This window comes from Butyrivibrio sp. INlla16 (genome assembly GCF_900104155.1).
GTDB lineage: Bacteria > Bacillota > Clostridia > Lachnospirales > Lachnospiraceae > Butyrivibrio.
This window is the reverse complement of the sequence record NZ_FMYB01000027.1, coordinates 11,247-37,162: the sequence shown is the minus strand read 5'-3', so window position 1 is coordinate 37,162 and position 25,916 is coordinate 11,247. Positions and strand designations below refer to the sequence as shown.

Sequence of the window (25,916 nt, the reverse complement as noted above, 5' to 3'; positions counted from 1 at the left end):
CTGCAATACAAAAAAGTACGAATAACAGCAGTATAAATTTTGTAGTATAGTCTGCTGAAAAAGTGAAATATGCTAATTGTGGCAGTAGCTTTTACGATACCATCTCTGCTACAAATAGGAACAATCGAAAATGCGGCAGCCATTAGATGGAAAAAATAACTGCCGTAAATAAACCAAATAAGATATGCGGTAGAATACTGCCACTAAAAACAACTGCTGCAAATGTGCAAAGCAAATAATCCAGCAGTTATAAGCCATTGTTTCGCTCTACTGGTTTAACTTGATAGCATATGAGCCTTAAAATATTATAATCCGAAACGGGCGTCTTATCTATGAAAACGCCTGGGGAAAAACCAATTCATATAACCCTGACGGAACCCCCTGCACCGACAGCAGCGAGGTAACCACGGATACTCTATATGACCAGGCCTCGCTCACAGACCTTGATATAATCAAAAAGTGGAAAGCGGAGCTCACGATGCCAATAAATTTGATGGCGGCTGGTACGCCGCAAGTACCTTGGGTTTTGTCCCGGAGATTCTGTATATCGGCATGGACTCCAACGAGGAGATTAGCGAAAAATTAAAAGACTTTACAGAGAAGCTGGCAGCGGAATCGCTGGAGCTGATTCCCGAAGGCGTATCGCCGGATAGCGAGCATCCCGCCGCGAAAAACGCAAGAAGTAAGAAAGAGCTCGATTTGTTATATAATGGCTAAACAATAATATGTACAACTTTTGGAGGACAAAATGGAAAGAAAACGTGTGTTATGTTTTGGAGATTCTCTTACATGGGGATATGATCCCGAAAAGAGGACCAGAATAGATGAAAATATGAGATGGACCGGTGTGCTGCAGACACTTCTGGGCGATTCCTACAAGGTTATCGAGGAAGGACACAACGGAAGAACCATTGCTACCGACGATCCCGCAGAGGGTGAGAAAAACGGCCTCAAGTACGTTATTCCCTGTATCGAGAGTCAGTCCCCTGTTGATGTGATGATCATCATGCTGGGCAGCAATGATCTTAAAAGGAAATTTTCATACTGTTCCATGGATATAGCAGGAGAGATGCAGATATTCCTTGAAAAAGTTCAGGCACACAACAGGTTTCGCATGAACGATAAGATGAAGATTCTTCTGATATCACCTCCGCTTGTAGGTACAACAGGCAAAGGCTCTTGGCTTGAGGACTGCTTCGATTTTATAAATGCAGCAAAGGTTTCCTCAGAGCTTGCACAATGGTATAAACAGCTGGCTGACATGTACGGCTGCGCGTTTCTTGATGCTTCCAAGATAGTTTCACCAAGCCCCGCAGACGGAGTACATATTGACAAGGATGCCCACGGAAAGCTTGGAAAAGCCATCTATGACAGGCTTCATAACAGCGGCTTATTGGAGTAACATGGCAAAAACAATTTTTCCTGAGTTATTTGCGGCGATATCTCCCATATTTTCAACGCTCTCATAGGCATTACCATCGGCCTTATCAGACATCGCACGTATAATAACAAACGGTATGTCATACTGATAGCATACGGCTGCAACCGAAGCACCTTCCATTTCACAGGCGATAGCTCCAAAATCATCGCTTAACTTTTTAACGTATTCCTCAGACGCAACGAATTGATCTCCTGTGGCGATTGTTCCTTTGAAGACATGCTCTTTTCCCACCACGGAAACAGCAGCATCGTACGCTTTGTTCACAAGCTCTTCATCGCAGTAGTAGTAGCCTTCATCACCAAGATCACCCATAGAACCGGTTCCGCTCCAGCTAAAGCCATCGTTCGAAATCATTCCGTAATCGTGCTGTACCAGGCGCTCAGCAATCACTTCATCCAGCACCTTGGTTTCATCCCCGACACCGCCGGCAATTCCTGTAAATATCACGTTCTTAATGTTGTAATTATTCAGCATGGCAGTCGCTCCGGATGCCGCAAGCACCTTGCCGATTCCGCTTCTGGAGATAACTACCGGCTGTCCGCACAATTTTCCAACGTGATACTCAACCTTACCAATGGTATCAACGTGATCTATTTCTGCCTCTGATAATAGATACGCTATCTCATTATCCATCGCGGAGACGATTCCTATATATTCCTGACCTTTATCCGGCGCCTTTTTAGCTGAGCAGGCACAGAGCATCACAGCTGCCACTAAGATAAATATTATTTTCGTAAAAAAGCTTCTCATTTTCATATTCATCAACTCCTTAAAATTAGGACTACACATGAATTCTGCTTATTTTTCATGAAAATCATATCAACCTGTATATCACAGCTTCATCACAATCCCTTATTAGTTTATATTAACAACGACTCATACGACCCTATTTTTATAAAAATTTAATAGTTTTTTCACTCGAACACTCATAAAATATGATTCAGGAGATTTAGTTTCCTGTAGAGGTGGTAAAAGACTGAAGTTTTCTTATGGAGGATTGCAAAATGGGTAAGAGTAAAAAATCTATTGTTATCAAATTTTTGTCCCTGCTATTTGCTTTGATTTTAGCTACCACGATGGCTAATCCCATAACCGTAGAAGCTAAAGTAAGAAAGAAAACACTTAAAACCTTGCACAGTTTCAGCAATGATGACCCTCTTTATCTCGACAGCATCGCATATCGTGTAAAACCGGGGCATTATAGATTCAAGATTAAAAAGCCGAAGAATTCCGGAGCCTACGGCCTCATAAGATTCATGGCTCCCAAGGAAAAAGACTATTATTTTACTGTAAATAAAGTTCATGGAAACAAAAGAAAAAACTATGTGAACGGATATTTCAATGTCCGCAAAAATTGATGGAGCCCGATGGGTATCTATATTCGGAGCGAATAGGAACCAGTGGTTTATTTGCCTCTAAAAATACCGGTATGGCCAGAAAGACAAGACGCATCGGTTTTGCATGCCATCAAAATACTGTTATGTACATAGAGTTTTATGTTTCGGGAAGCAGATCACGCTATGTACAGTTTGATTTCACAATTAAGTAGCCGGAGCATAAGAGAATTTATCTTAGAGAATATAATTAAATAAACCTGATTAATGGGGAAGGCTGGAGCTTCGTCACGTAAGCTCCAGCCTTGTTTTAATGAAGAAAAGTGTGTGTTCTTATGAGGGAGTCAAGAGAAGTTTTTGATCTCTTGATGGTTATATAATACAGATAAAATCGTAAGAGAAAGTGACCAATTTGTGTAAAATGTGTGAAATCGTCTCTTATCAGACAGACTCCGTGCTTGTATCAGCCGGATAGTTCACAAGGCAATATTTTGTGTATTCCACGATAAGCGCCGCTATTTCATTACTCTTGATCAAAATGCCACGTCTTTTCATATTGATCATCTCAAGATATGCAGCTATATCCGTAAAAAGTTTGTTCTTCCTCACGGTCATGGGATATACCTGAATCTGCTGGTTTTTGCAGTACTCAAGAAGATCTTCAAGTGATACGTTATCCTTTTTCTTTCTCTCAAGGAAAGGGTGGAGGAATGGCATCCTCTCAGAATACAGCCAATACATTGTCTTGTCGTAGAGCATGTTGAAGGTGTGCTGTTGTATATACTCCACCTGTCCTTCTGAAATCTTGTAGGTTATCCGCTTCTTCATAGAAATCACCACCTGTTATGAATTGATAATGTGAAAGTAAATAAAAGGGCGTTTTCACCACTTTGGTATACATTTTGGCCACTTTTCAGAGCCTTATGGCAAGCATTTGTAAATCAGAAGGCGTTTTCGGGATTTTGGTACCCATGATTTCTTAAAACAGGTATACCAATATGGAAAATCAGGCGTTCTATTTACTTATTAAGAGTCAGAAGCCTTAAAAAACATAGAAAATGTATACCAAAACGGTGAAACCCTTGTTTCATTTACTTATTCTGTTATTATGCGCCTATTGACTAGTAAAGTCAAAGTTGTCTTATGAAAGACATCTGACGCTAACATTCTTTAATGTGAATATTATAAAACAGGAGCGTAAAACTTTTATTAAAAACGCCTTAACAGAGGCTTAAAAGAGCATAAAATCAGGCATTTTCATTGGATTTTCCGGCGTGCGATGGTATCATAATGCGTAGGACAGATACAATAAATCTGTCCTTTTTGATTACAAAAAGGACACTGCAAAATTTGCCGAAATAGCCAGAATCCTGGCGGATTCATAAATATTCTGTCAAAAACCTATTACAACACAAATCCTCCCAAGATTGTAATTAAATATCAAGATCCCTCCGGCGAAACAAAGGTCAGAGTCTGTGTAGTAAGTATGACTGACAACGGAAGTAACCTTGGAAGCGTAAAAATGGATGGGCAAACATACTATATTAACTCGGAGGGAACCACTGATGCTACCGTAGAAAAAGATAACGGTGACGGAACAAAGGATATGTCTGCTGAAGTGATTCTGTCCTCTGGAGATGGCTCAAAACTTCCTGCTGGCACAGAAGCAAAACTTTATGTAGCGGTAAAACATGGCGATGAAGAAGTAGGGTGGAGTATGAAAGGCTCACCCAGAAATGACGACATAACTATCCCTGCTGAAGAAGGTTCACCTGAAAAGAGCCTCACCGTCACCCCTCCTACAGGTAAGGACTTTACCTATGATGGTACTGAGCATACAGGCGTTGAGGCAGGCACAGGCTATACCTTGTCCGGTACCGCAAAGGCAATTGATGCCGGATCATATAAAGCTACAGCTACTCTTGCAAGTGGTTACAAATGGACCGATGGAAGCAGCACACCTAAAGAAATATTGTGGACCATTAATCAGGCCGAAAACACGATGACTGTAAAAGCAAAGAAAGTGACCTGTAAATTTAAAAACAAAAAGAAAAAGGAAACTTATAAAGCCGATCAAGTATATGATATACAGAACGCAAAAGGTGATGTAAGATTCCAGAAGGTGGAGATAAAGCGGGGACATAAGAAACTATCCAAGAAAGACTACAAAAAAATTGCAGTTTCACAAACCACCGGAAAAATCACTATTAAAAAGGGATTACCAAAAGGAAAGTACAAAGTGAAAGTGACTCTTACTGCTTCGGGAAATAATAATTACACCTCTAAAAGTCAGGATGTCACTGTAAAAATAACAGTAAAATAACAACCATATTTGTAATGCCGCAAGACTTAATGAACCTCCGTCATTTCTGACGGAGGTTCGATGGCTTAAAACAAAATTTTGAAAAGCTTTATGAAAAAGCATGTATTTAACTTTATGGCAAAAGATTATCGTGCTTTCTGTATCAATGTACTGTATGTGTTATGCCTGATAACCCTTTGTGGTGCAACTTTCAAAGAGGAAAAAATGTCATTCAGGGAATGATCGGAGCTCTCCTCATGATATCCGTAGTGGGGAATATAAATGTATTGTCGGAAATGCTGGATACAGATATCCCAAGCCGTACTCTGTGGCAAATGATATTCAGTCTTATTGTTATGACCGCAATCTTTATCAATCACTTTTTAATTTCCCATTCTCAATACCAAAATATGAGAAGAATAATGATTAGCCAGATCCTTCTCGGAATCCTTATTTTATTCAGGTGTTACCAGATTATTTTAAATATACTGTCGACCGGATTCAGCATTCTGATGCTTGAAGTGACTGTGGGAATGCTTGCAATCATACCCACACTAAACGTCATAATCTGTACGGAGTGCAGGGGAGACGGCTATAAAATTAAGTAGAAGCTCTAATAATAATCCATCCTATTATTGTAATACCACAACTCCTCGTAGGATTCATTACTCATGCATGACCTAGAAACAGTCACAAAGCCGTGCTTGTCATAGTAGGTGATTGAAGCGTCGCCGGCATAGCTTTCCTTTATTCTTATGGGCCCACTGAAAAAGAGATTCTTGTACGGATAGAAACGGACATAAGTATCATCGAATTGTTCCACCTCCATCACGTATTTTTCACCATCTCTTGTTATCACTTCCTCTGTTTGAGTAAAGAAAAGTATTCCACTAAGCATCAATATTTCCCCTCCACCGATAAGAAGCATCCCTGTCAGGGCGATTGCAAGAACGCGGAGGAGACCGTTTTTAATGCTGAAAATGAGCTTTATCAGTCCTGCAAATAGGGCTATAACTATTATTACTGCAATGATTTTCCAGATCCACAGCCGCAATCTCAAGCCGGTTACGGGTATAAATATTTTAGTTAGTATGGCAATAAATACAGTCCATGCCAGTCCCTCTACAAAATATCCAAGAAAAGAAGAGTGCTTGTCCCCACAACTCATCCAATGGAACCACTTTTTTACTTGCTGTTGCAATTTGATACTCCTAATGTAGATATCAGCCTTCTCAATCCTGAATTAAAGGATTTGAAAACATTGCTACATCAACAACTTTTCTGTTGTAATCCTTCTCGTAGAACTGGATACGATCTGATAATGTGTAGCCCTTATCTGTGCTGTAATCATATCCTGCATCGATGATGTTGCCGGTTGAGTCAAGAAGAAGCGCTGTTACATATCCGGGCATCATGTAGTCATCTGACTTAACAGTATAGTCCACTTTGTAGTATCCGTCACTATCTGTTGAGAGGTACCAGTCACCTTCCCAGTATGTGCTTGTTTCATATACGTTCGGAAGCTCAATGCTGTCCCAGTGAATCTCGCCGGTAGGTGTGTTGTCACAATATACTGACTGTACTATTGTGTTGCCGGGTCTTATAGCTGTCTCGTAGAAAGAAATATCAGCGACTTCCTGTCCGCTCTTTCCCTTAGCATAGCCTTTTGCTGAGAAGGTTACATCCTCATCATAAATATTTGTAATACCTATTAAAAGATAAGGAGAATCACTGTGCTTATAAGAAGCTACAGAAATAACGATTCCTTCCATATCCTTGGGAGAGTACTGTACGCCCCAGTTAACCTTATTGTAGTCGGTGTCCAGTTTGTTCATAATTGATTCCTGCTCAGATGTGAGATATGAGCTCTTGGATAATGTCTTGCTTTCCTTTGTAAGTAAAGTCTTACCACTTGTAGATGCTGCAGGCTGTACCTTTGCCTGTGAAGTCAGATTGTAAAGACCTGCCGCTGAGACATTAACACTGCCTGTTGCTACGCTGAATACTGCAGCTGCCATACAAATAACACCCATAACCTTTGAATACACTCTTTTCATACCTTTTTTCCTCTTTTCTTTTTTTATTTTAATTTTTTTAATTTGTTCATTTGGCTGTTTTATTTGCGCCTTTACCTTATATACAGATGGGGGAGGAAAAATGTTGCAAAGATTTAAAAATATTTTTAATCTAAATTAGAATAAAAAACGACAGAGCAAGGAGTGACGTATGCAATATAAAGTAGCGGATATACCTCATAAAAAGATATGGGGAAGATGTTCATCCGTAGCGGATGAGCTTATATTATTCTGGACAGGAAGCGGAATTGAATTAAATGTAAGAGCAGGGCATCTGTATGCTGATATAGAGGCTGTTTATGATGTATTGGAAATCTGGATTGATGTATTTATAGATGATCAGCGAATCATGCATTTCCCTCTCCTAAAGGGAAAACACAGATATCAACTGATGAACGGATTTGACTCCACTCATGCGGCGTCGATCAGAGTTGTAAGAAGTACACAGTCAATGGCTGAGAGCTGCGCTTCAGTTGTAAAAATCTCTTCTTTTGAGACAGATGGAGAATTTGTGCCTGTGAAGGAAAGGAAATTCAGCCTGGAATTTATAGGTGACAGTATTACATCAGGAGAGGGAAGTTTTGCTCTATCGCGTGAAGAGTGGATGCCCACTGTATTTGACCATGTAAGCAGTTATACATACATGACCGCCAAAATTCTGGATGCTGATTACAACATAATAAGCCAGAGCGGATGGGGGCTGTTTGCTTCCTGGGAGGGCAGCTGCGAATGTTCAATGCAAAAGATATACCCCTATGTTTGCGCCGCACAAAACTGTGAAGAGTCCAAAGCGCTTGGCTGCATGGAAAAATGGGATTTTACTGATTTTGAAACAGACGCGGTCATAATAAACCTCGGGACGAATGACAGCAGTGCAATGAAGCTTGATATCTGGGATGAAGATGAATTTCTCGAGCAATTCATGACCACCGGAAATACCTTTTTAGGTGATATCAGAAAAAATAATCCCGGTGCAAAAATCATATGGGCTTACGGTATGCTTGGAAATGACATGGAAGATGTAATCCGGCAGATCATAGATACTTATAACAAAGAAACCGGGGACAACGTTACATATCTAAGGCTTCCCGACTGCAGCGATATACATGTTGGTGCCAGACTTCATCCGGATCCGGAAGGCCACCGCCTTGCTGCAAAAGTGCTTTCAGAATATCTAAAGGAAATATTGGCATAGAAAAAATAACAGGGGCCGCGCACTGATCACTAAGTGCACGGCCCCAAAATAATGCCTGTTCAATTCTTAATTACTTCATTTTTAGTCCTCAATCAAAGGATTTGTAAACATAGCTACATCAGCAACTCTTCTGGAGTATTCCTTCTCGTAGAACATGATGCTGTCTGATACTGTATAACCCTTATCAGTAGTAAAATTGTATGCCATATCGAGGATATTGCCGTTTGAATCAACAAGAACAGCTGTTACATATCCGGGCATCATATAGTCATCTGACTTAATAGAGTAGTCAACCATGTAGTAACCATCACTATCTGTTGTGAAAGTCCAATCACCTGTAGCATAAGCGCTAGTCTCATATACTTCAGGAAGTTCAATGTTATCCCAATGAATCTCTCCTGTAGGTGTGCTGTCACAGTATACCGATTTTATAATTGTATTACCGGGTCTTATAGCTGTCTCATAGATAGATATATCAGCGACTTCCTGTCCGCTCTTTCCCTTAGCATAGCCTGTTGCTGAGAATGTCACATCATCATTGTAAATATTTGTAATACCAATCACAAGAAAAGGCATTGTGTCTTCCATATAAGAAGAAACGGAAATAATGATTCCATCCATATCCTTGGGAGAGTACTGTATGCCCCAGTTGATCTTTGAATAGTCATTTTCAAGATTGGCAAGAATTTTCTCCTGCTCCGATGTGAGATATGAGCTCTTGGATACAGTCTCCTTTTCCTTTGTAAGTAAAGTCTTATTACCGGAACTTGACTTTCTCTCGGTTGTTGTACTGCTTCCTGTAGTTGTTCTGCTCTGAGTAGTTGTCTTTGTCTGTCCCTGTGACTTGGAAGGATTGTAAAATCCTGCTGCAGATACATTAACACTGCTTGTTGCTACACTGAAAATTGTAGCTGCCATACAAATAACACCCATAACCTTTGAATACACTCTTTTCATACCTTTTTTCCTCTTTTCTTTATCATTTTTATTTTTGAATTTTTATATTTGGCTGTTTTATTTGCGCCTTTACCTTATATACAGACGGGGTATGAAAAATGTTGCAAAGTTTTAAAAAATTTTATTAAAAATTTTTCCGGCATCAGATAATCTTCACTAATAAGATTATTTTTATCTTGAATTAAGATAATTTTTACTTCTATCTGAAATAATAGAATAAGCGTAATATTGGTATTTTTCTTATGGAGAAATCATATGGAAAACGAAATGGCCAACAATTTATTTATTCTTCCCTGCCGGATCTGACATCAAAATGGGGGAGCTCATCAGAATTGCGAAAAGGCAGCTTTAGCTAAGATTTGAAAGGAGCGTTTATGGTAAGAATACAACTGTGGCCTGACAATGATGTTGTTCAGGAAAAGATAACCATCAGAGCAGGAAAAAGACAGGTAAATGCACTTGTTATAAAGCCTAAAGATTATGCGGGCGGCGCAGCCTGCGTTCTTTGGATGCACGGCGGCGGTCTCGCTACAGGCATGAAGGAAATGGCATACATGACAAGGGCGATTGACCTTGTTAAGAAATTCGGTGTTGTAGTTGTTTCACCCGGGTACAAACTGTCATGGCAGGAGCCGTATCCCGCCGCAATAAAGGACTGCTATGCAACGCTTCTTTACATTAAAAAACATGCGAAGGATCTTGGAATCCGCGATGATCAGATAATGGTCGGAGGGGAGAGTGCCGGAGGTGGCCTGACTGCAGCGCTTTGCATGCTCGCAAGGGATAAAAAGAGCGTGAATATCGCGTATCAGATGCCGCTTTACCCTATGCTCGATAACTTTGATACGGGGTCATCCAGGGATAATCACAACAAAGTCTGGAATACGAGAAAAAACCATATGGCATGGAAGTTTTACCTCGGAAGGAATGTAAAGAAAGCCGTGCCTCCTTATGCTGCTCCCGCAAGGCAGACGGATTATACAAACCTTCCGCCCTGCTATACCTTTGTGTGCACCGATGAGCCTTTCTATGACGAGACCCTTGCTTTTGTAAAAAAGCTTAAGGAGGCCGGAGTAGAGGCAGAAGTGGATATTATAGAAGGAATGTACCATTCCTTTGACCTGTATGAACCCGATAGTCCGATTACAAGGGAGACTGTAGAGAAATTCCTTCAGCGCTTTGAATATGCGCTTGAACACTATCACGCACCCCAAAACTGAAGTTAAGTAATAGCCGACTGATTCTTTTACAGGAGGTATTGATAATGAAAATAAGAAAAGCATATATGCTGGCTGCAACGATTGTAACTGTAATGATTTCAGGGTGTTCTTTGGATACCAACAATGCTCAGCCAAAGGCGGATACCCAGACTGCCCATGCCAAAACCACAATCGAGTTTATGACCATGCTTGATGAGGACCTGGAATTAAAAAGCCTGATGAAAGAATCAATCATGCTTGCTTCCGTGAACAATCCTGATAAAAAGACGAATCCGGTGCGCTCGCTTGATGATTATTATGCTTTTCTTGACTGGTCAGCAACCTGTATGCCCTGGAATATACTGGATGTTGAAAATCCATCGCTTTATGCGAGCATAGACCAGAGTCTGGATTATTTTTATTATCTATTGGATCAGCCTCTACCGGAGCTTGCCGGGAAAGGCTACTATTATCCCTGCCTTGAAAACCACGAGCCTGTGGCTTCATGGGTGAAATCCTACTGCAAAGACTGGGGAGAATTCCTTTCAACCGAAGAGAGCTGGAATGACGACTACTATGCCCGCGTAGTAGCTGATGAAGATTTTAATATGAAAAAAGGGTGGTACGCGGATACTAACGAGTGGAAGACCTTTAACGAGTGGTTTTCCAGGAAGCTCATAGATCCCGGAGTTCGTCCTCTTGCTGATGCGGACATAATTGCCCCTGCAGATTCTACCCCTCAGGGCATGTGGAAAATAGATGATAATTCGCAGATTGACCTTGGAGTGCAGCTAAAATCCGTGCGCTTCTATAATGTGAAGAATATCATCGGAGAAGACAGCGAATATGAGGATGAGTTTGCCAATGGAACACTGACGCACACTTTCCTGGATGTCAACGATTATCACCGCTATCATTTTCCTATGGATGGCACTGTCCTTGAAGTGCGTAAAATAGATGCGCTTGATGCAGTTGGCGGCATTATTTCCTGGGACAGCACCCAGAAGAAATATATTCTTTGGGATTCGAACCCCGGTTGGCAGTCAATAGAAACCAGAGACTGTCTGATACTTGATACAAAATACGGCCTGGTCGCAATCCTTCCAATCGGCATGTCTCAGGTCAGCTCCTGCAACTGGGAAGAAACCGTAAAGACCGGCGTTTCCGTAAAGGCCGGCGATCCTATGGGATATTTCCTTTTTGGCGGGAGTGATATCGTTATGATTTTCCAGGAAGGAGTAGAGCTTAAACTGGAAGCGGATCATCACATCTTCATGGGGGAACCCTTTGCAGATATAACACCGTAGATTTCTGAAGAAGATTTCTTTTTTCGTACAGAACATTCTAATATAAATCCATCAAATCCCACGATCTTATTATGAGACCGTGGGATTTCTCGCTCTAAAACCTGAGATTTCTTATGGTCAACAGCATTTTTCGCAATAATGCTTTTTTCATGAATTTGTTACTCTTTTTAGCCTATTTATGTATAGATATCCCCATATATTTTCGCAAACTAACAGTAATTTTCCTTTTGTTACTCTGTTTTCAGTAAAAAAGGAGTAACAAATCTAAAGAACAAATAGATTTGCGAAAAATGAACTATAGAAATGGGATATATACCATGCAAAAAGAGTAATAAACACAAAATAATTGTGTATTTGCGAAACGCATATAGCTACACAACAAGTGCATCTATATAACGCGGAGGTATCAAATACCCCCGCTTTTCTTTTTGTAAATGAGAGAGAATTCTGGGCATTTTGGTATACCTTTTGCGCTCTTTTAGGGGCTTCCTCAGCACAACTTGTAAATGAGAATGCATTTTTAGGATTTTGGTATCCCTGTTTTTTGAAATCATGGGTACCAAATCCTCAAAAAAGCCTTCTCATTTACTTTTAGATTTAAAAACCAGTGAAAACAAGCCGAAAATGTATACCAAAACGCTAAAAACCTTATTTTATTTACTTTTTTGTAAAATCCGACCGTTCCTCAATCGTTTCCGTGCAAAACAATGCTAAATAAGTGTATTTCCATAATCGCCCTTCTATATGTGATAAATATATTCTCAGGAAAGGAGGAAACGGCATATGAAGAAGATGGAGAGTGAAAAAGAAGCATGAAAAATGAGTTTACAGTTAGAAATAAAGGTTTTATTGAGGAGGTTTACTATGAGATTCAAAGATATTCAAGACTTGACGACACATAGCGAAAACAAAAGAAACAGAAAAAATGGCCAGGTTATCAGCTACGACCAGTACAGAGAAAAGCTGTTTGAGCTTCATAACAAGGAGCCTAAAATCAATATGTTTGGTGCAACATTCACTATCTAATTCATAGTGCAATATTTGTTACATCTTATACATCTACCGAAAAGAGACCTACCCCCGGTCTCTTTTTTGGTTGCAATTTATGCAGAGTGTAATTTATGATTTTTCAAGAGAGCTTATAGCCCAAATCGGAAACGGAGAAAGGAACGGCGTTATATGTGTGGAAGGTATTACTATGCTGACAAAACTGCAAAGGCTGTGGAAATAGAGTTACAGCTGCCGTATGGGTCACTGACACTTCCTGCCGGCGATATTGTTCCCGGGAAAGCGGCCATTGCGCTTCTATTTGGAAAAGAAACAGCTGATATTAAAGTCTGTGACCTTCACTGGGGACTAACATCCAAAGATAAAAAGCTTGTGATAAATGCAAGAGCGGAATCTGTCCTGGAAAAGCCGATGTTTTCCGAAAGCATAAAGTCCAGGCGATGCATCCTTCCGGCGGGAGGCTTCTATGAATGGAACAGGGACAAAACCAAGTACACCTTTACAAGTACAGATGGCAATCCTCTATATCTTGCCGGATTCTATGATATGAGCGATAACAGAGACAGCTTTGTAATACTTACCACAGAAGCTAACAGTTCCATGAGCCCTGTCCATGACAGGATGCCAGTGATTATCGACAAAAAGAATGTCAGGGAATATCTGTGTGAGAGCAGTGCCGCACTTGACATGATCAAGGAAAAAATGCCTGAGCTTGATAGAACATGCGACTATGAACAGCTAAGCCTGTTCTGAAATATAGGGAACAACTTTGTTTATACTGATGTCCCTGAATGGAGAGAAAAAATACCACATGATATTTTGGATAATAGCAACACTTTGTGCTTTTTATGTTAAAGGTTTATGCGGGTTTGCAAACACGTTGGTTTTCACCTCAATATTGAGCTTTGGAAATGCCAACATAAATATATCTCCGGTTGAGCTGATTCTTGGATATCCCACCAATCTGATAATCAGCTGGAAAGAACGCAAATCCATAGATTTGAAAATATGCATTCCGCTTGCGGCCATGGTTCTTGTCGGCAGTGTGGCAGGCGTATTTTTTCTGAAAAATGCAGACGTATCTGTTGTAAAAATAATTTTTGGTGCACTTATCATCGTAATCGGCATAGAGATGCTCCTCAGAGAAATCTCTCCCGGAAAAGCGAAGCAGTCCCGAATCTTACTGACGATAATCGGCGTTTTATCCGGCTTCTTATGCGGACTATACGGCGTAGGTGCGCTGCTTGGAGCATATATAGGCAGAGTGACAGACAGCTCAAAGGCCTTCAGAGCCAATATCTGCCTTGTCTTTGTGATAGAGAACACCTTTCGAATTGCCTTGTACAGCCTGTATGGCATTATTACAATGGAATCTCTGAAAACAGCAGCGCTTCTGGCTCCGTTTATGCTGGCCGGACTTGGTGCAGGAATGCTCAGCGTCCGGGTCATAGATGACAAGATCATAAAAAAGATTGTAATTGTCTTACTTGTCGTGTCAGGAATAGCTCTAATACTGACAAACATGGCTTGATCACTCTATAACTTTTCTCAAAAAACCATTCACAAAAATACCCCCTTTTGGCGGTAGCAAATGAAATAAAATATGCTAAAATTCATTTAATAGGCGAAAATTTTTTTCATCGTTTCTTGGAGGGTTAAATATGAAGAGAAGAGTATGGCAAAGAGTATTATCATTGGCACTATTATTTGCAATGGCTATCATTCTGGTAAATCCGGTAACGGCACAGGCTAAGACAAAAAAGCTGAAGCTTCCTTATGCCGAATTTAATATTCCACAAGAATCTTATATCGAATCAAAAGCAGTAACTATAAATAAGACGGGCAATTATAAAGTTCAATTAGGAAAATCCGGAAAAATTTATAGCGGCTTCATAAAATTTGTTGTTCCTAAAACCAAGAAATACACATTTACATATAGCCATCTGAGAGCAAAAGGCAAGTCATCATGTTTAGCTACAGTAGATTATACTGTTCCTACCGGGATAGAAGATCAAATAAAGTATCTTGATGGTTATTCTAAAGGTGGATATCAAAATTCTTATCCTTTCGCATATAGAATACCGGGTAAAAAGGGCAGATATAATGTAGCTTCGCGGAAAGTAACGTATCAGTTAACTGAAGGTCAGGTTGTATATATCAATATTTATAATACTTATGGGAGCACAAAAGGACCCAAAGTAACATTTAATCTCAAGATCAAATAAATAATTAGCAGGAATATCATTTACGGTATTCCTGCTAATTTTGTCTTTGTCAACTACGAAATATGAATAAAACTGTTCATATTCCGTAGCCAAAGAGTATCAAAATAAAATAAACAGTAGCGAAAAAGCGGAGGTATCACTGATACTTCCGCTTTTTTACAGTTTCGATTGAAAACTCATTATTTCTCCGATTTGGAATAATTTGACTTTTTATCTCTATATAGATACACTATATATATATATATAGTGTATCTATATTTATAAGGAGATCAGACATGGGAGCAGTTTATACTAAGGCTCAGAAAGAGGCCACCCGAAGATATGTCAATTCCACTGACCAGATAAGGGTACGTACCGATAAAGGGAATCTGGATTTCATAAAAGAGCATGCTAAGGCCATGGGTGAGACCATGGGAGAATTTGTTAACAGGGCCATCCTGGAAGCGATTTACCGTGACAGGGGAGAAATCCTTATCGAAACGACGCGAAGTGATGAGTATGATATCTCCGGGAACCTTCTTTTATCTGATGATAATCACTACGAAATTGATTATATTGTTAGCGGAGTTCGGAAGATCAAGAAACTGGACAAGCAGAAGGACGTACCAAGCAGCTTTGTATCTGACTATGCGTGGATGTCTCTTGAGAACGAATATGAGAATGATCTGTTAGGTGGTGAATGACATGGCTATGTTTACCTTAATGCGTAAAAATGAAGAGGTGATGATACTCCAGATAGGTGAAGATGGAAATATCATCAAGTTGGGCAAAAAGGAGAACTCCGCCCTTTTGCCACTTCAAAACAGGACAAATCCAAAGGGCGTAATAGAATGGTGGCGTGACCGTGCCATCCCGATTAAACAGGGCAAGATAGAGAAGATGCTAAGGGAAAATGGTATTGAGACAACAGGTCTTTTCCTAACACAAAATCTGGGACTCAGCCTTACTGATTATTATTGGATAAGACCGCTTGGGTCAGACCTTACCTGGGAAAAGGTAAACCTGTTTGATAACGACTTTAAAGAAAATCTACTGCTTGGAAAGATTAAGATAGGTGATGATGAAGTGGCAGAATATCATCCTAATTCTTCGCTTCAGGGCAATTTGGAAAAGACATGGATCATTGAAAGCGGGATCCGAAAACTTGTGAAAGGCAATCATGATGTTTATTCCAGTGAGAGTATCAATGAAGTCATCATAAGTGAAGCTATAAAGGCTCAGGGAAGAGATGTTACCGAGTACTCACTTATGCATATCGATGGAAAAGACTACGATTTTGGATGCGTTTCAGATCTTTTTACTTCCCAGAAAAAGGAACTTGTTTCTGCATATGCTGTCATGACCAGTGAGCTTAAACCAAACAATCTTTCCGGATATGAGCATTTCATAAATATTTGCGATAAAAATGGCCTTGATAGAAATGTAGTTAGAGAGTATCTGGAATTTGAGATTCTTATAGATTTTATTTTCAGTAACCGAGACAGACATCTGACTAACATATCTGTGCTGCGTGATGCAGACACTCTCAAGTTCGTATCCATGGCTCCTATTTATGATAGTGGAAAGAGTATGTTGGTTGGCAGAGATATTGTTCCTGTAACCGACAAGTATGTACTCTCACAGGATGCCCAGGGCTTTAAAGAAAAAGAACTGGAACTTTTAAAGTATGTTCAGAACAGGAAACTCATTGATGTTCAACTGCTTCCAAGCCCTGAACGCATCAGTGAAATGTATCATAAAGATTCTCAAGTGAGTGAGGAAAGGATTTCTTTTGTGCTTGAAATGTACAAGAAAAAAATCGATATGTATGAGAATTTTGCTTCTGGTGAGAATCTAAGCATAATAAGATCCTGAGAGAAGGACTATAAAGTTATGAGAAAAAAATTTGGGACCGTAGCATTTGTGCTTACACTTAGTATAATCAGCACCGCATGTACAGTAATATTTCCGGGCAAAGAAGAAGAGAAAACGGAATATGTCCGTGAGATTAAAACCAATGACGAGCAGGTTGAGATAGGCCATATAGATTTCATTGTTTTGGCGGAGAATGATAAGCATGTATACGAAGCGTCTTTTCCTGAAAACTGCCATTTCTTTATTCTATTTTCATGACTTACTATGATGAAGCCGGAGAGTTCCAGAGCGTAGATTTCACTGCTTATGGGGACACATATTCTGATGAAGCCATCGAGGTTATCAGTAAATTCAATGAACTGTGCGGAGAAGCGGTCTTTGAGGAATTCGAAAAACCTGTGCAGATAGATGCTGATTTTGTATATAACAACCTTGGTGTTACTCCTGAGGAATATCCTGCGGAAGACATTAATGCAATGATTGAATCCTGGCACCCTGATGAACCCTATAAAATGCTGTCGACTTTTGCCTCTCAGAATTTTCAAGACATCATGGACTATTACTATGCAACTCTCGAAAATGAGACCATCCAGGATCTGTATGCCACAGAAATTCTTGAATACAAAGATGTTACGCTTGACCAGCGGTTTGAATTTGCAGAAAGATTTGCCAAAAAACTCGGAGATCAGTGGGTTCCTGATGAAAACTGGAAATACAAGGATGAGCTTTGCATTGAGAATCAGGAAACAGACGACTATTTCAAGATTTTGGGCGGCCCATATCTTAAGGATAATATTGTTGACAACGGCAAAAGACCCGGTGTTGTGATCATTACAGGGCCTGAAAACATGGGCTATACAGCTGATTTCATTTATAACAAGACCGGTGAGTATATAATGGTGGAGTTCATGTACTGCGAGAATTACTCGGAAATAGCCAGGATTTTCCATGAGATGGAGTAAGAATAGCATCGAAAGAGCGGAGGTACCAAAACACCTCCGCTTTTACATAATAATCACCCTTACATATTTTCACTAAGATATAGCAATACTCTGCTCTGAATAATATCAGCGACTTCTTCTGCGGTTTTCTGGCCTTCGTAAAAAGCACCGGCTTCTTCGGAAATAATGTCATTTATTTTCTGCTCATTACTTAGAGGGTTCGAAACAGATTCGATAAACTCCTCAACCTGCTTTGTTTCTTCGCTGGAAAGCTCGGTTATTTCAACTTCAACATCGCCAATCTCCCAAATGCTGTTACTTTCTACCTTTTTCCCGTTTTCATCGATATAATATGGCTTTTCCTGCGCCTTGGCAGCCAGCTCCTCAAAAGCACTTTTTCTGATAGGCAGTCCCCAGTCGACACTTTTTTGATAATCATCCATCATAAAGGTCCTCATGAAGTCCCACGCAGCTTCCTTATTCTTGGAATCATGATTCATTGCCAGCCTGACAAAGGGTCTGATGAAGGATTTTCCGCCATCCGCTGTGGGGAATCCGTTGAACTCCACCTCTGAGCCAAAGTATCCCTTTTTCAGGATCTGATAATCTTCAAAGGAAGTTATGTAATACTCATAAAGAAGAGATTTTTTCTCCCGGTAATAGGTTTCGAAATCTTCATAATCAATGCCCAGCTCTTCATCATCAGCAGGAAACTGCTTCATAAATTGCAAGAAGCTGACGAAATCCTCAGAATTAAAATTACAGGTGCCATTTTCATAATCCACAAATGTATTGCCGATGGTGGAGTAAAGATTGGTTGCCATATCTCTGGTCTGATATCCCATTCCAAGCTGCGGATCCATGTTATTGGCCTTGCATATATCTTCGTAGTTTGAGAGGGTAACCGTCTGATCGCCGACTATATCCTTAGATGCGATGCAGGTATCAATTCCAAAAAGCGGCAGAATAGTGTACATCTTATCATTAAACTTTGTAGAGGCCATGACATTTTCCAAAAAATCCGAAGTATTAACCTCGGGATCGTTGTCAAAATATGAGTCCAGAGGCTCAAGGGCACCTTTCTCAATGTAACTCTCAAGCGGCATATCAAAATCAACTACGAGCATATCCGGGCCGCACCCCTGAGTAAGATCAAGGCCGATCTGCTTTAATATTTCATTATATGCATCCAGGGTGTCTTCTGTCTGGTTCTCACCGTAATCGACTATCTGGATTTTATAGTTATCGCTGTTTTTATTGAATTTCACCACCTGAGATCTGATAGAATCAGACAGATAAACAGCGCCAAGAGTTATGATCTGCTTATCGCTGATTTCGTCGCCATTAACCTTGGTCATACATCCCAGGGCAGATTCGCCATTCTCATCGAGGTCAACTACATAGAATTTTCCATCCGGAGCCTCACAGATATAATTCATATAGCAGGATAGGATATCAGAAGAAGTATAATCGCAGATAAGCGTCGTCTCTTCATCACCCAAATTGAATGCTTCAATTTTCGCATAATCTTCATAGTAAAAATCGTAAGATTCACCGGGATATAAATAGCTTATGGAAACACCGTCAGGGAGGGATACTTCCTCGTCAAACTCCTTGGTGCCCTGATTGTATTTTTTAACGATGTATCTGCCATTTTCACTCCAGTCTTCATTTGACAGATATACATCGCCATCGTTGGAATTAAAAATGCGTCCGTAAAAATAGTTCTCGCTGTCGTCTGTCTTCAAAACCACTTCACCTGCGCCTGTTTCCTCGTCGTAGAGGGAGATATTGCCGCCGGCGCAGGTCATTATTCCCTTATCCTTCTCGTATGCAACGGAATTGATGTAATTATTTGTATCTTCCTCTGTAAGCAGAGCTTCCCAGATTTTCTCTCCATCGGGTGAAAGCTTCATAAGGGCCGCATTGGTTTTTACTGCAGAGTCTTCTTCATCGCTGCTGTCATACTTAGCTGTAAAAATATAGACATTGTCCTTGTTATCACAGACTAAATTATCGATTTCCGTGTTTTCGGAAAGCTCAAAGGGTATCTCGGAAATCTCGCCCGATTTCAGTGCAACCTTGAAGAGCTTCTTTTCGGATGTCTCTGTGTCATACATATTGGCTATAAGGAAAAAGTAATCCTTCCCCTTATTCATGGCATTTAGGCTGTATTTTCCCTCAGTAGGCAGTTCTATATTCTCAAGATTATAAATGCAATCTCTGTTGTCAGCTTCAGTAGCAGCCGTCGTGGTGCTGATAACCGTTTGTTCTTTCTTCTTACCGCACGCACATAAAAATGCCATGGAACACGCTGTTACTATGGCTATTCCTCTGATAATCTTTTCTCTTTTCATACTATTCTCCTCGAACATGTATTAAGTGTACTAGTCACTGTAGTACAGTAATAGCACAGTTGAATTTTGTTGTCAACTACGAAATATGTACTGAGATATTCATATTCCGTAGCCACAAAGTTTCCATTCTCGGATATAATAATATTGGTTCTTTCTAACCTGAAAAGCGAATGAGCCAAATGGTATGAGGTATTAGTTTCTGATTGAGGGGCATATAGGTTGAAGAATGGAAATCGACCGAACGGATGAAGAATTATATACAAAATTCATAACGGAAGATGATGAAGATGCGATGCACATCCTCTTTGAAAAGTATTGTGAATCTCTGACTTTTTTCATAAGTGGAATTGTTCATAATGCCGACGATGCAGAGGAAATCATGATGGACTGTTTTGCTGCAGTCATCGCAGGATCAGCCCGGTACAAGGCAAGAGGCGGAGCCGGCTTTAAGACATGGCTATACGCTGTTGCGAAAAATAATGCTTACCTTTTTCTCCGTAAAAATCGCATAACCGAAAGATTAGATGAAGACGAGGAAAAAGCTGCAGATAAGATCGACATTCCTGAGAATGTGCTCCTGAAGGATGAAAAGAACAAGGAGCTGTACAAAGCACTGGGCAGACTCTCTGCGGATCAGCGGATGGTGCTGTATCTTAAGTGTTTTGAGGGCATGGATACAGGGCAGATAAGCCAGGTGATGAAAAAGAGTATTCGGCAGATTTATAAGCTGACAGACAGAGGAAAGAACAGGCTGCGGGATATTCTTACAGCTCAGGAATTTCTATAGGCGATAAGGTTGCCGCCCCCAAGCATGGATGCGAAAGGAAATCTAAGATGGGATATGTGATAGTCAGCATACTGGGTTTTACACTCGGCGTGCTTGTGACGCTTCTTAGCGTGCATATTAGAACAATAAGAGAGATGGATAAAAAATGAGCGTAGTGAAGATATGGGAGATCATCCTGAATATCGTGCTGATTCCTGTCTTGGTTATGATCATTGTGGTCATGACTAGGAAGACAAAGAATCCCAGGGGTCTCTTTGTGACTTTCTTCATTTTTGCGATGGTGGCTTACGCGCTCGATGATATATACTGGGTTGCATATGATTTCCTGCGCCCCGATAAGTGGATGCCTTTTGCCGCAAATGAGATCGCGATATGTGCGACCATGCTGCTTCTGGGTTCTGCGATGTCAACGAGGATTGATAAAAATGTCTCCGTAAAGGTATCGGAGATTGTATTCAATATCGCATTCTTAGGCGGTTGTATATGCCTCTGGATTGCATGGTCTGGCGAGTGGATTCAGGATATCATTTTCACGCTTCCATATATGTATTTCTTATATGTACTGCTACGCGGAATGAGAATCAATAAGGCACTGTCCAAAACAGAAACATACTTTGCGGTCGCAATTTGCGCGGCTGTTATCATCCTGCAAGCCACAGGTCTTTTTGTAAGTAAGGGCACGGCACAGATCCTATACACCATTAACTATGGGATACTTGATGTCAGTACACTCTTAATGTTCATCAAAAATATAAATTCCCGCAGAAAAGGTCTGGCACCGGAGACACTTCTTTTTCAGTCATTTGCGCTTTTCTTTTGGACCATAGTGGTATTGGATATGAGCGGTGGCTGGTTCTATAACATTGGTCTTTTCCTGCAAATGGCAGCGATCCTGCTGATGTTTAGTACTGTCCTTCATGTCGTGGATGACAAAAAGCCAGCCATGGAGCAGCCTGAGATCGGAGGCATATCATGATATATCCGGAAAACATTCTCATATGCATAGCGGTGCCTCTTGTCATAACCGCCTTTTTTGTAAAGGGAAGTGCTCGTAAAATTGTAGCATCATTCGTCATTGGAATGCTGCTTTGCCTTGTCAGTGCATATATCGGAGGTTTTCTTGAAATGTCTTTAGCGATGGATGCGGAGGAGACTTCCATATTTATCTCACCCATCACTGAAGAGATTATCAAGTTCATGCCGGTACTTTTCGCCATGCTCCTTTTTGATTCGGAAGATGAAGAACTGAGGCTAATTGCCGTTGGAACCGGTGCCGGATTTTCTACCTTTGAAAACTGTTGTCATATCATATCGGGCGGTTCGGGAAGCCTTGTATACGTGCTTATAAGAGGCTTCGCAGCCGGTGTTATGCATGTCGTGAGCATATATGCACTATCCCTTGCCCTTGTGGCACTACGCCGTTACAAGGCGGCTACATTCCCTGTTGTCGTCGGAGCACTAAGCATCTCCGTATCTTTCCACGCACTATATAATCTTCTGGTCTCAGAACCGGGCATATCTTCATATATAGGTTATATTCTTCCTCTTGGAGCAGCCATTGTGCTGCTTCTTTTTTTCGCAAGCGAAATTTTCTTTTTTTTAGAGGGGTAAAATCCAAATTTTTTGCAACTAAATATATAGAAACACCTTTCAGATGGAATGTATGAAATTCACACCATAAGATTGGAGGAAAAAATGAAACAAACAAAGGAAGAAGCCTTTGCTGAGGTAATGAAGCGCGGACGTAATTTAAAAAGGCAAAATGCGAAGGGAGCTGCAACCGTCATTTCAATATGTGCAAGCTGCATCATGGCTGCGCTGGTATTAGCCATCGGCTGGTTCGGCGGTGCCGGGTATAACGTGAACGGGCAGAGTGCCTACGGTTCATTCCTGCTTTCACATGAAGCCGGCGGCTATGTCCTTGTGGCAGCCGTAGCATTCGTCGTCGGAGTCGGCATAACAGTCTGGATATTGAAGTATAGGAAAAATCGTGAGAAATGAGGCGCGTAGTATTCGCTTTAATATGTCAAAAGGTAAAGCTTAAAAATGAGGGGAGAAATGTAAATGAAGAAAATGCTCAGGTCAAAAAGAATCACAGCGACAATTATTATAGCTGCACTGTTAGTAATGTTCGGGAAAGGAAATAGCTATACAAAAACGGTCCATGCAGAGAGCGAAAAAACAATCTCAGGACTCGGTACGGGAGCTATATCTAATCCTACACCGGGAGCCGGAGGATGGAGTTATGTGTATTACGGTACTTATGACGGCAGTGCTATGAAATATCGCGTACTTGACAAAGCTGCTACGCAGTTCAATACAAATACAACCATGCTCCTTGATTGTGACAGCACAATCATAAACAAGCGCTTTGATGATGACAGCAATGAATGGGAAGGGAGCGAGATAAAAGGTTGGCTTAACGGAAATGATTTCTATGGAAACACAGATGTATTCACTGCACAGGAGAATGCAGCTATTACAAGAAGTACAAAAGGTGCGGCTTCAAGCGGAGATGGAATCGGTTTTCAAGATCTTGATTATGCTCCTTTAGCGGGAGAACATATTTTCCTTCTTGATGCCGTGGAAGCAACAAGACCATCATATGGATACGCAAACAAAGAGTCTTCTGACGATACGCGAAAGAAGTCCGGAACGGGAACTTGGTGGTTTCTGCGCTCGCCTAACTCTCGTAATCCTTACTTCGTCGGCGACGTGTACGAATCGGGCACTATCGACGACTACTACGTGTATTACGACGATAGTGTGAGCCCCGCTTTCAATTTGAATCTGTCATCAGTAATCTTCTCATCTGTAATCTCCGGAACTGCAGGTAGCGCAGGGGCAGAGTATAAGCTCACAATTGCGGATGACGAGCTGAATATCACCCCGGGTACCGTAACGAGAGCCGGCACAACAATAACCGTACCGTATACGCTAACAGGAACAAGTGCAGGTGATGCAACGAGGGTATCAGTACTTATCATGGACAGCGAATATTCTGCAGGAACTGCGGTAACAAGTGGATATACATATCTGAAGCTGTCGGGTGGTACGTCAGGAAGCGGAACTTTTACACTCCCTGATGCTTATGCGGATAAAATCTGCGGAACCGACTATTATGCATACATTCTTGCGGAAGATGAAAATACCGGAAATGCAACCGATTTTGCGAGTGCGCCCACATCTATCGTGGTGCCAGATCCGACTTATTGTACCATCACATTTGATGCTAATGGCGGTACTGTAACATCAACGAGCGGGACAACAGGAGCAGATGGAAAACTTACATCTCTTCCAACTCCTGATTATGCAAGGCATGTTTTCAAAGGATGGCGCACGGAGGCAAGCGGTGGAACTCAGGTTACAACGGATACTGTCTTTACTTCAAATGAAACTATCTATGCACAATGGGATGAAATCCCTGTTGTATCATATGAAGTCATTTTCAAAGTGATAAACGGTTCCTGGAATGACGGAACAACCGCAGATAAAAAAGTTACACTTAGCGGATATAAGGGCGATGTACTTAAGCTGGCTGAGTCTCAGATTCCGGAAGTTGGAAACAAGCCCGGAAATAACTATCAGGAGGGTAGTTGGGATACTGAACCTATACCTGAAATGATTGTTAATGAAGATAAGACCTTCACATATACCTATAAAGCCAAAGAAGAGGAAGCCCCCAAAATAGAAGTAGAAGCTCCAGTTAAGGAACCCACAGAAAATGTCGTGGCAAGAATATTCTTCTCAGGAATAAAGGTTGTCCAGAAAAATGGCAACTTCCGGATATCCTGGGATAAGACAGAAGGCGTATCAAAATACGAAGTTTACATGACTTACTGCGGAAGCCAGTATGCCAAGAAACCGGTGGTAACAACCACAAACAATAAGGTCACGATCAAAAAGCTTAAAGGCAAGAAGCTGAACCTAAAAAAGAATATAAAGATCTACGTAGCAGCTTATGACGGTAGCGGAAACAGCGTAGGCAAAACAGTATCTTCTCATGTAGCAGGAAAGGACAGTAAGAAATACACAAATCCCAAGGAGATAAAGCTTACGACCAAAGCACTTACACTATCAAAGGGAGAAACTGTGGCAGTAAAGGCTACATTAAAGTATGAAAGCAAAGAGAAGAAACAGGTTGGCGATGGTCATGCGGCAAAACTACGCTATGCTTCAACTGATCCTGGCGTTGCCACTGTCGACAAGAATGGCACAGTAACGGCAGTAGATTCGGGTAATTGCACAATTTACGTTTACTCTGTAAATGGCCTTGCTAAGAGAGTTTCTGTAACCGTTAACTGACACTGCTATTCTTGGCGCCATCAAGGAAAGTTGGTATGTAGGGATATAGGGTTAAAATGACTTGAAAGTGCGGCTACAAGTAGACAAAAATAGTGAATGTAGCCGCGGAATTTAAGAAAAAGAAGAAATAGAATAGGCAAAAAGGCTCGAAAATGAGGCTACAACGTAGCAAAAACAAAGTATGTAGCCGCAGAATGGAGTTGCCGGGGTAATAGCTTGATAAAGAGGGGAGAACTGTAAATGAATAAAATGTGCAGGTCAAAAATAATCACAACGACCATTATTACAGCTGCGCTTCTAGTACTGTTTGGGAAAGGATCTTTCTTTACAAAAACAGTTTATGCAAAGGGAGAGAATAATGTATCCGGACAGACTGCATTAGCTGAGTCTGACGGCTCGTTAAGTGGTACATGTGGGGAGGGGCTGACATGGACCCTTGAAAACGGAACGCTCACCATCAGTGGTACTGGAAAAATGACAGATTATGTCGGCGGTAATCATGCCCCGTGGTATAACGACAGGAATAATATTAACAAGGTTGTAATTTGCGACGGAGTGACGAGCATTGGAGCCTGGGCATTCTGGCAGTGTGAAAGCCTTACAAGCATAAGCATACCAGAGGGTGTGAC

27 protein-coding genes and 1 pseudogene are annotated in these 25,916 nt (G+C 40.9%); 22 read left to right on the top strand and 6 right to left on the bottom strand.

Going from position 1 to position 25,916, the window contains the following annotated elements; translation table 11 throughout:
* Window positions 1-552 precede the first annotated feature (552 nt).
* Together BLR42_RS23305 and BLR42_RS13265 are read left to right on the top strand one after the other, a co-directional pair.
* Window positions 553-717, top strand: a complete 165-nt coding sequence (locus BLR42_RS23305; RefSeq protein ID WP_207648544.1) for a hypothetical protein — start codon at window positions 553-555, stop codon at window positions 715-717.
* Between the two features lie 31 nt (window positions 718-748).
* On the top strand, window positions 749-1,402 hold the full coding sequence (locus BLR42_RS13265) for an SGNH/GDSL hydrolase family protein (protein ID WP_022762380.1): 654 nt from the start codon (window positions 749-751) through the stop codon (window positions 1,400-1,402).
* Here the strand turns inward: BLR42_RS13265 and BLR42_RS13260 are convergent.
* On the bottom strand, window positions 1,391-2,197 hold the full coding sequence (locus tag BLR42_RS13260; RefSeq protein WP_170832770.1) for a 5'-methylthioadenosine/adenosylhomocysteine nucleosidase: 807 nt from the start codon (window positions 2,195-2,197) through the stop codon (window positions 1,391-1,393). The genes BLR42_RS13265 and BLR42_RS13260 overlap by 12 nt on opposite strands.
* A gap of 248 nt (window positions 2,198-2,445) precedes the next feature.
* Between BLR42_RS13260 and BLR42_RS13255 the strand changes: the two genes are divergently transcribed.
* A complete protein-coding gene (locus BLR42_RS13255) occupies window positions 2,446-2,799 on the top strand; it encodes a hypothetical protein (protein WP_091869996.1) in 354 nt (117 codons plus the stop codon).
* 417 nt (window positions 2,800-3,216) lie between these two features.
* On the opposite strand, the gene BLR42_RS13245 is transcribed toward BLR42_RS13255, so the two are convergent.
* Complete coding sequence (locus tag BLR42_RS13245; protein ID WP_091869990.1) at window positions 3,217-3,603, bottom strand: hypothetical protein; 387 nt, start codon at window positions 3,601-3,603, stop codon at window positions 3,217-3,219.
* A gap of 658 nt (window positions 3,604-4,261) precedes the next feature.
* Between BLR42_RS13245 and BLR42_RS13240 the strand changes: the two genes are divergently transcribed.
* Together BLR42_RS13240 and BLR42_RS22360 are read left to right on the top strand one after the other, a co-directional pair.
* On the top strand, window positions 4,262-5,098 hold the full coding sequence (locus BLR42_RS13240; protein WP_139165161.1) for a hypothetical protein: 837 nt from the start codon (window positions 4,262-4,264) through the stop codon (window positions 5,096-5,098).
* A gap of 401 nt (window positions 5,099-5,499) precedes the next feature.
* On the top strand, window positions 5,500-5,685 hold the full coding sequence (locus BLR42_RS22360; RefSeq protein WP_139165160.1) for a hypothetical protein: 186 nt from the start codon (window positions 5,500-5,502) through the stop codon (window positions 5,683-5,685).
* A gap of 5 nt (window positions 5,686-5,690) precedes the next feature.
* Here BLR42_RS22360 and BLR42_RS13230 read toward each other — a convergent pair whose 3' ends face one another.
* Together BLR42_RS13230 and BLR42_RS13225 are read right to left on the bottom strand one after the other, a co-directional pair.
* Window positions 5,691-6,278 (bottom strand): hypothetical protein, encoded by a 588-nt coding sequence (locus BLR42_RS13230; protein WP_091869984.1) that lies wholly within the window; start codon window positions 6,276-6,278, stop codon window positions 5,691-5,693.
* A gap of 31 nt (window positions 6,279-6,309) precedes the next feature.
* Window positions 6,310-7,134 carry a hypothetical protein gene (locus tag BLR42_RS13225; protein WP_091869981.1) on the bottom strand — a complete coding sequence of 275 codons (825 nt, stop codon included), beginning with the start codon at window positions 7,132-7,134 and terminating at the stop codon, window positions 6,310-6,312.
* 169 nt (window positions 7,135-7,303) lie between these two features.
* Between BLR42_RS13225 and BLR42_RS13220 the strand changes: the two genes are divergently transcribed.
* Entirely contained in the window at window positions 7,304-8,347 is a 1,044-nt protein-coding gene (locus BLR42_RS13220; protein ID WP_091869978.1) for an SGNH/GDSL hydrolase family protein, read from the top strand.
* A gap of 81 nt (window positions 8,348-8,428) precedes the next feature.
* Here the strand turns inward: BLR42_RS13220 and BLR42_RS13215 are convergent, their stop codons facing one another.
* Window positions 8,429-9,304, bottom strand: coding sequence for a hypothetical protein (locus BLR42_RS13215; protein WP_091869975.1), 876 nt, complete (start codon window positions 9,302-9,304; stop codon window positions 8,429-8,431).
* A gap of 374 nt (window positions 9,305-9,678) precedes the next feature.
* Between BLR42_RS13215 and BLR42_RS13210 the strand changes: the two genes are divergently transcribed.
* From BLR42_RS13210 to BLR42_RS13165, 10 genes are all read left to right on the top strand, one after another.
* Window positions 9,679-10,524: an alpha/beta hydrolase gene (locus BLR42_RS13210; protein WP_139165159.1), complete on the top strand. Its 846-nt coding sequence runs from the start codon at window positions 9,679-9,681 to the stop codon at window positions 10,522-10,524.
* 44 nt (window positions 10,525-10,568) lie between these two features.
* Window positions 10,569-11,810 carry a phosphatidylserine decarboxylase gene (locus BLR42_RS13205; protein ID WP_207648543.1) on the top strand — a complete coding sequence of 414 codons (1,242 nt, stop codon included), beginning with the start codon at window positions 10,569-10,571 and terminating at the stop codon, window positions 11,808-11,810.
* An 864-nt stretch (window positions 11,811-12,674) separates the two neighbouring features.
* Window positions 12,675-12,836, top strand: a complete 162-nt coding sequence (locus BLR42_RS22785; protein ID WP_170832769.1) for a hypothetical protein — start codon at window positions 12,675-12,677, stop codon at window positions 12,834-12,836.
* Window positions 12,837-12,989: 153 nt separating this feature from the next.
* Window positions 12,990-13,571, top strand: a complete 582-nt coding sequence (locus tag BLR42_RS13195; RefSeq protein ID WP_091869969.1) for an SOS response-associated peptidase — start codon at window positions 12,990-12,992, stop codon at window positions 13,569-13,571.
* A gap of 58 nt (window positions 13,572-13,629) precedes the next feature.
* Window positions 13,630-14,349, top strand: a complete 720-nt coding sequence (locus tag BLR42_RS13190; RefSeq protein ID WP_170832768.1) for a sulfite exporter TauE/SafE family protein — start codon at window positions 13,630-13,632, stop codon at window positions 14,347-14,349.
* Between the two features lie 130 nt (window positions 14,350-14,479).
* Window positions 14,480-15,043 (top strand): hypothetical protein, encoded by a 564-nt coding sequence (locus BLR42_RS13185; RefSeq protein ID WP_091869966.1) that lies wholly within the window; start codon window positions 14,480-14,482, stop codon window positions 15,041-15,043.
* Between the two features lie 275 nt (window positions 15,044-15,318).
* Window positions 15,319-15,726, top strand: coding sequence for a hypothetical protein (locus BLR42_RS23300; RefSeq protein ID WP_207648542.1), 408 nt, complete (start codon window positions 15,319-15,321; stop codon window positions 15,724-15,726).
* Between the two features lies 1 nt (window position 15,727).
* Window positions 15,728-16,897: a HipA domain-containing protein gene (locus tag BLR42_RS13175; RefSeq protein ID WP_091869963.1), complete on the top strand. Its 1,170-nt coding sequence runs from the start codon at window positions 15,728-15,730 to the stop codon at window positions 16,895-16,897.
* Between the two features lie 18 nt (window positions 16,898-16,915).
* Window positions 16,916-17,155: a hypothetical protein gene (locus BLR42_RS13170; protein WP_091869960.1), complete on the top strand. Its 240-nt coding sequence runs from the start codon at window positions 16,916-16,918 to the stop codon at window positions 17,153-17,155.
* Window positions 17,152-17,859, top strand: a complete 708-nt coding sequence (locus BLR42_RS13165; protein WP_091869957.1) for a hypothetical protein — start codon at window positions 17,152-17,154, stop codon at window positions 17,857-17,859. The genes BLR42_RS13170 and BLR42_RS13165 overlap by 4 nt, the downstream gene beginning before the upstream one ends.
* 59 nt (window positions 17,860-17,918) lie before the next feature.
* Here BLR42_RS13165 and BLR42_RS13160 read toward each other — a convergent pair whose 3' ends face one another.
* Window positions 17,919-20,195 carry an ABC transporter substrate-binding protein gene (locus BLR42_RS13160; RefSeq protein ID WP_170832767.1) on the bottom strand — a complete coding sequence of 759 codons (2,277 nt, stop codon included), beginning with the start codon at window positions 20,193-20,195 and terminating at the stop codon, window positions 17,919-17,921.
* Between the two features lie 226 nt (window positions 20,196-20,421).
* Here BLR42_RS13160 and BLR42_RS13155 point away from each other — a divergent pair, with 226 nt between their 5' ends.
* The 6 genes and pseudogenes from BLR42_RS13155 to BLR42_RS22780 all read left to right on the top strand — a co-directional run.
* Entirely contained in the window at window positions 20,422-20,982 is a 561-nt protein-coding gene (locus BLR42_RS13155; RefSeq protein WP_091869951.1) for an RNA polymerase sigma factor, read from the top strand.
* Window positions 20,983-21,127: 145 nt separating this feature from the next.
* Window positions 21,128-21,958: a hypothetical protein gene (locus BLR42_RS13150; protein WP_091869947.1), complete on the top strand. Its 831-nt coding sequence runs from the start codon at window positions 21,128-21,130 to the stop codon at window positions 21,956-21,958.
* Complete coding sequence (locus tag BLR42_RS13145) at window positions 21,955-22,593, top strand: PrsW family glutamic-type intramembrane protease (protein ID WP_091869944.1); 639 nt, start codon at window positions 21,955-21,957, stop codon at window positions 22,591-22,593. Before BLR42_RS13150 ends, BLR42_RS13145 begins: the two co-directional genes overlap by 4 nt.
* Before the next feature lie 84 nt (window positions 22,594-22,677).
* Entirely contained in the window at window positions 22,678-22,983 is a 306-nt protein-coding gene (locus BLR42_RS13140) for a hypothetical protein (protein ID WP_091869941.1), read from the top strand.
* A 63-nt stretch (window positions 22,984-23,046) separates the two neighbouring features.
* Complete coding sequence (locus tag BLR42_RS13135) at window positions 23,047-25,287, top strand: InlB B-repeat-containing protein (RefSeq protein WP_091869939.1); 2,241 nt, start codon at window positions 23,047-23,049, stop codon at window positions 25,285-25,287.
* A 240-nt stretch (window positions 25,288-25,527) separates the two neighbouring features.
* A pseudogene (locus tag BLR42_RS22780) lies at window positions 25,528-25,916 on the top strand (leucine-rich repeat domain-containing protein); the annotation flags it as partial.

Bases quoted from the DNA above. Each gene is read 5' to 3' on its own strand.
- BLR42_RS22360 (WP_139165160.1), top strand. From the start codon at position 5,500: ATGATTAGCCAGATCCTTCTCGGAATCCTTATTTTATTCAGGTGTTAC.
- BLR42_RS23305 (WP_207648544.1), top strand. From the start codon at position 553: ATGGACTCCAACGAGGAGATTAGCGAAAAATTAAAAGACTTTACAGAG.
- BLR42_RS13155 (WP_091869951.1), top strand. From the start codon at position 20,422: ATGGAAATCGACCGAACGGATGAAGAATTATATACAAAATTCATAACG.
- BLR42_RS13165 (WP_091869957.1), top strand. From the start codon at position 17,152: ATGACTTACTATGATGAAGCCGGAGAGTTCCAGAGCGTAGATTTCACT.
- BLR42_RS13245 (WP_091869990.1), bottom strand. From the start codon at position 3,603: ATGAAGAAGCGGATAACCTACAAGATTTCAGAAGGACAGGTGGAGTAT.
- BLR42_RS13210 (WP_139165159.1), top strand. From the start codon at position 9,679: ATGGTAAGAATACAACTGTGGCCTGACAATGATGTTGTTCAGGAAAAG.
- BLR42_RS13140 (WP_091869941.1), top strand. From the start codon at position 22,678: ATGAAACAAACAAAGGAAGAAGCCTTTGCTGAGGTAATGAAGCGCGGA.
- BLR42_RS13185 (WP_091869966.1), top strand. From the start codon at position 14,480: ATGAAGAGAAGAGTATGGCAAAGAGTATTATCATTGGCACTATTATTT.
- BLR42_RS13205 (WP_207648543.1), top strand. From the start codon at position 10,569: ATGAAAATAAGAAAAGCATATATGCTGGCTGCAACGATTGTAACTGTA.
- BLR42_RS13240 (WP_139165161.1), top strand. From the start codon at position 4,262: ATGACTGACAACGGAAGTAACCTTGGAAGCGTAAAAATGGATGGGCAA.
- BLR42_RS13150 (WP_091869947.1), top strand. From the start codon at position 21,128: ATGAGCGTAGTGAAGATATGGGAGATCATCCTGAATATCGTGCTGATT.
- BLR42_RS13170 (WP_091869960.1), top strand. From the start codon at position 16,916: ATGAGAAAAAAATTTGGGACCGTAGCATTTGTGCTTACACTTAGTATA.
- BLR42_RS13265 (WP_022762380.1), top strand. From the start codon at position 749: ATGGAAAGAAAACGTGTGTTATGTTTTGGAGATTCTCTTACATGGGGA.
- BLR42_RS13160 (WP_170832767.1), bottom strand. From the start codon at position 20,195: ATGAAAAGAGAAAAGATTATCAGAGGAATAGCCATAGTAACAGCGTGT.
- BLR42_RS13260 (WP_170832770.1), bottom strand. From the start codon at position 2,197: ATGAAAATGAGAAGCTTTTTTACGAAAATAATATTTATCTTAGTGGCA.
- BLR42_RS13145 (WP_091869944.1), top strand. From the start codon at position 21,955: ATGATATATCCGGAAAACATTCTCATATGCATAGCGGTGCCTCTTGTC.
- BLR42_RS13195 (WP_091869969.1), top strand. From the start codon at position 12,990: ATGTGTGGAAGGTATTACTATGCTGACAAAACTGCAAAGGCTGTGGAA.
- BLR42_RS13215 (WP_091869975.1), bottom strand. From the start codon at position 9,304: ATGAAAAGAGTGTATTCAAAGGTTATGGGTGTTATTTGTATGGCAGCT.
- BLR42_RS13175 (WP_091869963.1), top strand. From the start codon at position 15,728: ATGGCTATGTTTACCTTAATGCGTAAAAATGAAGAGGTGATGATACTC.
- BLR42_RS13135 (WP_091869939.1), top strand. From the start codon at position 23,047: ATGAAGAAAATGCTCAGGTCAAAAAGAATCACAGCGACAATTATTATA.
- BLR42_RS13255 (WP_091869996.1), top strand. From the start codon at position 2,446: ATGGGTAAGAGTAAAAAATCTATTGTTATCAAATTTTTGTCCCTGCTA.
- BLR42_RS13220 (WP_091869978.1), top strand. From the start codon at position 7,304: ATGCAATATAAAGTAGCGGATATACCTCATAAAAAGATATGGGGAAGA.
- BLR42_RS23300 (WP_207648542.1), top strand. From the start codon at position 15,319: ATGGGAGCAGTTTATACTAAGGCTCAGAAAGAGGCCACCCGAAGATAT.
- BLR42_RS13190 (WP_170832768.1), top strand. From the start codon at position 13,630: ATGATATTTTGGATAATAGCAACACTTTGTGCTTTTTATGTTAAAGGT.
- BLR42_RS22785 (WP_170832769.1), top strand. From the start codon at position 12,675: ATGAGATTCAAAGATATTCAAGACTTGACGACACATAGCGAAAACAAA.
- BLR42_RS13225 (WP_091869981.1), bottom strand. From the start codon at position 7,134: ATGAAAAGAGTGTATTCAAAGGTTATGGGTGTTATTTGTATGGCAGCT.